Annotated in this window: 5 protein-coding genes, 1 pseudogene and 1 riboswitch; of the genes and pseudogenes, 1 reads left to right on the forward strand and 5 read right to left on the reverse strand. The window is 60.6% G+C overall.

Features of this window, described 5'->3' with window-relative positions; all coding sequences use genetic code 11:
• Positions 1-491 (reverse strand): annotated as a pseudogene (locus QN357_RS17835) (ATP-binding protein); the annotation flags it as partial.
• Between the two features lie 245 nt (positions 492-736).
• Positions 737-811: riboswitch (cyclic di-GMP riboswitch) on the forward strand.
• Positions 812-934: 123 nt separating this feature from the next.
• Between QN357_RS17835 and QN357_RS17840 the strand changes: the two are divergent.
• Positions 935-2,419: a GGDEF domain-containing protein gene (locus tag QN357_RS17840; RefSeq protein WP_322140472.1), complete on the forward strand. Its 1,485-nt coding sequence runs from the start codon at positions 935-937 to the stop codon at positions 2,417-2,419.
• Between the two features lie 50 nt (positions 2,420-2,469).
• On the opposite strand, the gene QN357_RS17845 is transcribed toward QN357_RS17840, so the two are convergent.
• The 4 genes from QN357_RS17845 to QN357_RS17860 all read right to left on the reverse strand — a co-directional run bounded on the left by QN357_RS17845 (position 2,470) and on the right by QN357_RS17860 (position 4,392).
• Positions 2,470-3,084, reverse strand: coding sequence for a hypothetical protein (locus tag QN357_RS17845; protein ID WP_322140473.1), 615 nt, complete (start codon positions 3,082-3,084; stop codon positions 2,470-2,472).
• Between the two features lie 304 nt (positions 3,085-3,388).
• Positions 3,389-3,574 (reverse strand): hypothetical protein, encoded by a 186-nt coding sequence (locus QN357_RS17850; RefSeq protein WP_322135561.1) that lies wholly within the window; start codon positions 3,572-3,574, stop codon positions 3,389-3,391.
• 26 nt (positions 3,575-3,600) lie between these two features.
• The gene (locus QN357_RS17855) at positions 3,601-3,825 is read right to left on the reverse strand and encodes a glutaredoxin family protein (RefSeq protein WP_322135562.1); all 225 of its coding nucleotides are present in this window, start codon (positions 3,823-3,825) and stop codon (positions 3,601-3,603) included.
• A gap of 93 nt (positions 3,826-3,918) precedes the next feature.
• Positions 3,919-4,392 carry a hypothetical protein gene (locus QN357_RS17860; RefSeq protein ID WP_322135563.1) on the reverse strand — a complete coding sequence of 158 codons (474 nt, stop codon included), beginning with the start codon at positions 4,390-4,392 and terminating at the stop codon, positions 3,919-3,921.
• Between the last annotated feature and the right edge of the window lie 294 nt (positions 4,393-4,686).

Raw genomic sequence — 4,686 nt, forward strand, 5'->3', positions numbered from 1 at the left:
GCGGTGTGTTCTCGCATGTTGTGGCCGCCGGTCTCGACCCAGATGGTGTTGTGCACGATGCGGTCCATGATCGCGTCCGCGTGAACCCCGGAGCCAAGGCGCTGGTGCCAGTCCTTTTGGGCGTATTAAGTGCAGAACACTGTTGATGCCTGATCGTAGCGGCGCTCGAGGAGTTCCAACAGCATGCTCCTGGTGCTCTCGTCGGGCTCGTCGAGGAGCCATTCATCGATCACCAGGAGCGTGAATGCGGCGTACTTGTTCAAGAACTTCGTCGTGCCGGAGGGTTTATCGCGGGCCAGCTGCCAGGCCTCTTCGAGCTCCGGCATTCGAATGTAGTGTGCTCGCACCCGGTGCCGGCACGCGGCTTTCGCCAACGCGCAGCCTAGATATGATTTCCCCGACCCGGTGAATCCCTGGAACACAACGTTCTGTTGCCGGTCGATGAAAGGGCCGGGGCAGTCTGCTCTTCTTCTGCCTCCCGGCCGCGTCATATGTCCACGTGGTGGCGGCGGTGTCGGGGGCGGTGCTGTTGAGTTGGTTGTAGGCGTTGTAGCTGTCGTCGATGGGTGCCGCGCGGAACTTGGGGTGGGTGAGGCTTGGGTATGGTGAACTTCGCTCCAAGCGAAAACGAATCTTCAGAGATCAGGAGTCAACCAAACCGGGGGCCGTTCCAGCCGACAGAATGCTACGGTCAGGTCAGGATCACTTGATCATTGACGAGACGGCGTTTCTGCGTCAGTCGCACGGGCACATCCGGTGCAAGCCGGTGTCGCAAAGGCACGGGACCCCTTGGGTTAGCCGGCCTATCAACAGACAGGACCGACGCTCAATGGGCGTTTTGCGAAAATCAGTAGACCGGGTGAACGTCCGTGGCCTCTTGAGGCCGTCTGACGGGACTGTCCAAAGCACACGGTGGTACTTTGCCGCCCTGGCGATGGCGTCTCTGATCGTGTCCGTGCCTGCTGCGTTTTTCGAAGCGACCGGCGGCGTGATAGTGCTGATGCTTTTGGGGTCAACGGTAACGTTGCTGTCATCGTGCGTTCACGTCCTCCTGAGTCGGCAGGTACCACTGTGGCTGGACGTATTGGACACGGTTGCGATTGTTGTTCTCGGGCTCGCCAGTCCGTCCACGACGACGGTGATCGCCTACGTGCTCACCGCGATCTGGTTTCGAGCCTTCTACGGATCGATCTGGCGTTCTCTGCTGCGATGTGTCCTCGGGATGGCAGCGCTCTCTGCGACAGTGCCGTTGTGGTCGTTGATTCCGACCCACTCGGTGCCACCGACAACGACGGGCTTATACGAGTCGTTCCCGCTGATATTCATCGCCGTTTTCATCGCCCGCCAAATGGGCGGTGGCCTGCTGGCGCGAGAGCAGGCCACTCGGCGCGATACCGTGTTGGCCGCCACCGGCTCGCAATTGTTGGGCCTCACTGACGAGACCTTGATCAGGGCTCTCGCTTGGGCGGCTTGTGCTGAGATTTGTGATGCCACTCCAGGTTTGCGCCTGCTCAAACTGGTGCGCGATGGCGCCGAGTTGAGGGTTCAAGGAGTTGCCGGCAGCTTCCTTAGTGTTCCGGGAGCGTTTCCTGGGACCGTCGTCTCGTCCACAACGGATCCAGGGGATGCGCGGGTCCTTCAGCCGGGACCGCTGGATGACGCCGTCGGCGTCGACCTCGCCTGGTCGTGCGTTAGTTTGCGGGGATTGCACGAAAACGCCTGGATGCTGGTAGGTGCGCCGAAGAAGATCCCCTCAGATGCGTTGTTGTCTGTGCGTGATTTGGTCAACCAGGTGGCTCTGGCCCTCCGCAATAGTGACGTGCATCAACAACTCACGTTACAAGCCCAATATGATTCGTTGACTGGGCTGGACAACCGGGCTTCCTTCACCGCGAAGCTGGCCTCAAGCCTCGCGGACCAGGCGCATCTGGACGGTCTGCACGTTTTGTTCCTCGACTTAGACGACTTTAAGGATGTTAACGATGTCCTGGGTCATCGTGCCGGAGATGCGGTACTTCTCGAGGTCGCAGCGCGGCTGCGCGGGTGCACTCGCCCCGGCGATGTCTGCGCGCGACTGGGCGGCGATGAATTCGCCATCTTGTTGCGCGGTACCACGGCCAGCGCTGCTAGGGACGTCGCTCAACGCATGATTGACTCGCTGACACCACCCGTGCGCGTTGGCGAACGCTTTGCGCAGGTCGGTGCCAGCGTCGGGATCGCGACGCTCACACCCGGGATTGATATCGATGAGCTTGTACATCAAGCCGATATCGCGATGTATGCAGCCAAAGCCAACGGCAAAGGTCAAGTACAGGGCTATCACGTGGGGCTCATACACACCGGTGCGACCCGGCTAACAACCGAATGGGCCCTCGCAGTCACAGCTATTCGCACGCGCCCACTCCGTGGAGCGCGTTGATCATTTTTGTGTCTCTGAGGCTCTCCTCACGCTCGACGAAGGTCAAAAACCTATCCTGACAGCGGTGCCTTGCTGAGGTCTAGCATCCCGCCAGCGTGCCGGAAGAAGCGAGTCCCGACCGGCGCCGACACGCAGGCCCGCTCGCCCGCTTCCTCGCTCGAGATGCCCTGGCCAACGAGGCCCCCAGAAATCCTGGCGGTGCTCCCGGTGCCACCCCGGCGGCCGGCCTGGCGACCGCATCGGTTCTCGCCCGAGTTGCGTGGCCATCCAACCCTTCGGACGTCCCATAATCCACCTCCATGATCGAGGTGTTGCTTCCACCGGTTGAATCCACTCTTCTTGTTGTATCCGCTGTAGAGAAGAACAATCTTGCAGCCGTGAAATGTGCAGAACACTCGGAGAAGTACCTGGCGGTCGATGCCAGACATATCCATCGGCGGCGCTAGGCCGGCTTCAGTAAAAATCGCCTGCAACGATTTGCGCACGCGAAACTCGTACAGTCCATCGCCGAGTGATTTCCCCCACTCGCCTGCGCAAATGTCGATTCCATAGACCTCGAGTACGTGCTCGATTGCCGCGATGAGGACCGCCTGCTCGTACGGAGGGAGCGAGTCCACGAAGCGGTCAAGGGTATCGCCCTCATATTCAACAGTCCAGGCGGCCAATATCGTCCTCTCTTATGGTGCGCCGTGAGCTTATCGAGTCCGGGAGCGCCCATAGGCCCGTACGATCCCTTCAAAGAGCCACGATGGTGGCATCAGCGGCCCCGGTGTCGAGGGATAGTGGCGTGTGCCCGGGCAATTGGTCAACAGCTTGTTGGACAGCGGGGCGCTGGCTCTCCCCGGCCCGCGCGATTGCTTGCATGCCGGTCCAGTTCGTCCTCAGGTATGGATCGGAACACGTGGGATCCCGCTCACCGATTTCTTCGCCACCGGAAACGCGGGTGCCGGTGCGTGCGCCGAGTCGAACTTATTGTCGAGTCCCGGGTGTGTGTCTCGGCGAAGGTGCCCCGTCGGCGAGGCTGAAAGTCAGGACGGACTGGCGGTCATCGCGGAGGAGGTGTTCGTCGATGGCGAAGGTTTTGAGCCTGTCGGTGGTGCGCAGCTTGTCGAGGGTGTCGATGCGCAGTGCTGCGCATACTTCGGCTGGAGTCATGAGAGGTGAGATGGGCAGCGGCTTCCTCACTCTTTCTCTTCCTTCAGTATCGGCGTGAGCGTGGCGGCTTGTGCTGCGGCGATGGCGTTGATCTTGTCTGGCCTGAACCCCGCCCAGTGTTCGGTGCCAACGATGACGACGGGTGCGGATCGGTAGCCGAGTTGTGTGACCAGGTCGGCGGCGGCTTGGTCGTGGGTGAGGTCGACGGTCTCGTACTGCAGGCCGACGTTGTCAGAGCGTGAGGAAGCCACAACCGCGAGTGGCCGGCGTCGATGGGACCGCGTTGCCGTCCGTCGGCTTGGAAGGGTGTTTGCCAATCATCCAATCCTTAGGTGAGCCACCGATCAGGGGGTCTGGTTTTCCAGGGACTTGACCTTGTCGAGGAGGGCACCTATGGCGGCGTCCTGTGAGGCGAGGTGCAATTGTATTTGTTTCGCTTCTTCGAGGATCGCGCCCGCATCTTCATAGGTGGCGGCGGCTCGTGCGTCGGAGGCTGCAGCCTGGATGTTCTGGCCCACAATGATGATCGGGAGGAGCACCAATTGGAGGAACGTCTGGGCGACCCAGGCGATGATAACGATGGAGTCGTGGCTTTGAATGGCGGCCGGCAGGCTGACAAGGCTGATGGCGGCGAATGCGTAGGCCGCCCACATTGTTCCGACGCTCTTCGTGATGCCCAAGCCGATTTTTTGATTGATGCCGTTCACCCGGCCGGAATCAGCGCGCAACTTCGAGAGAACTGAGCGCACGGTCGGCGGCCCTTGGGCGGCACGTTCGGCGGCTCTCGGGTGTTGGGTGTAGTCGAAGTCTGCGCTCATTATGTCGGTGCTCCCATTTCATGTTGGAGGTGTGAAGTATCCCACCGTTGGCTCCCTCATGATTTCTGCGCGCCCCGCTTCAGCGGATATGAGCGGCAGCATGTCCAATGCTCTACGAGAGTTCTTCATCCTGGTCTTTGGGGAGGCGTGGGCGAACCCGTGACCTACGCATTGGCGAGGCTAGCGACAGAATTCCAGTAGGGGACATCCACAACATACCGGCGGTTGGTTCTAAATCGTGCGCTTTGTGCGAGGATCTGGGGATGGAGCAGGTGCAGGACTTTCGATCAACAA

Origin of the sequence: Cryobacterium sp. RTC2.1 (assembly GCF_035018685.1) — a bacterium.
In the GTDB taxonomy this organism is placed as follows: Bacteria; Actinomycetota; Actinomycetes; order Actinomycetales; family Microbacteriaceae; genus Cryobacterium; species Cryobacterium glucosi.

Excerpts from the sequence above, each read along its gene's own strand:
- QN357_RS17840 (WP_322140472.1), top strand. The coding sequence starts at position 935 with ATGGCGTCTCTGATCGTGTCCGTGCCTGCTGCGTTTTTCGAAGCGACC.
- QN357_RS17850 (WP_322135561.1), bottom strand. The coding sequence starts at position 3,574 with ATGACTCCAGCCGAAGTATGCGCAGCACTGCGCATCGACACCCTCGAC.
- QN357_RS17860 (WP_322135563.1), bottom strand. The coding sequence starts at position 4,392 with ATGAGCGCAGACTTCGACTACACCCAACACCCGAGAGCCGCCGAACGT.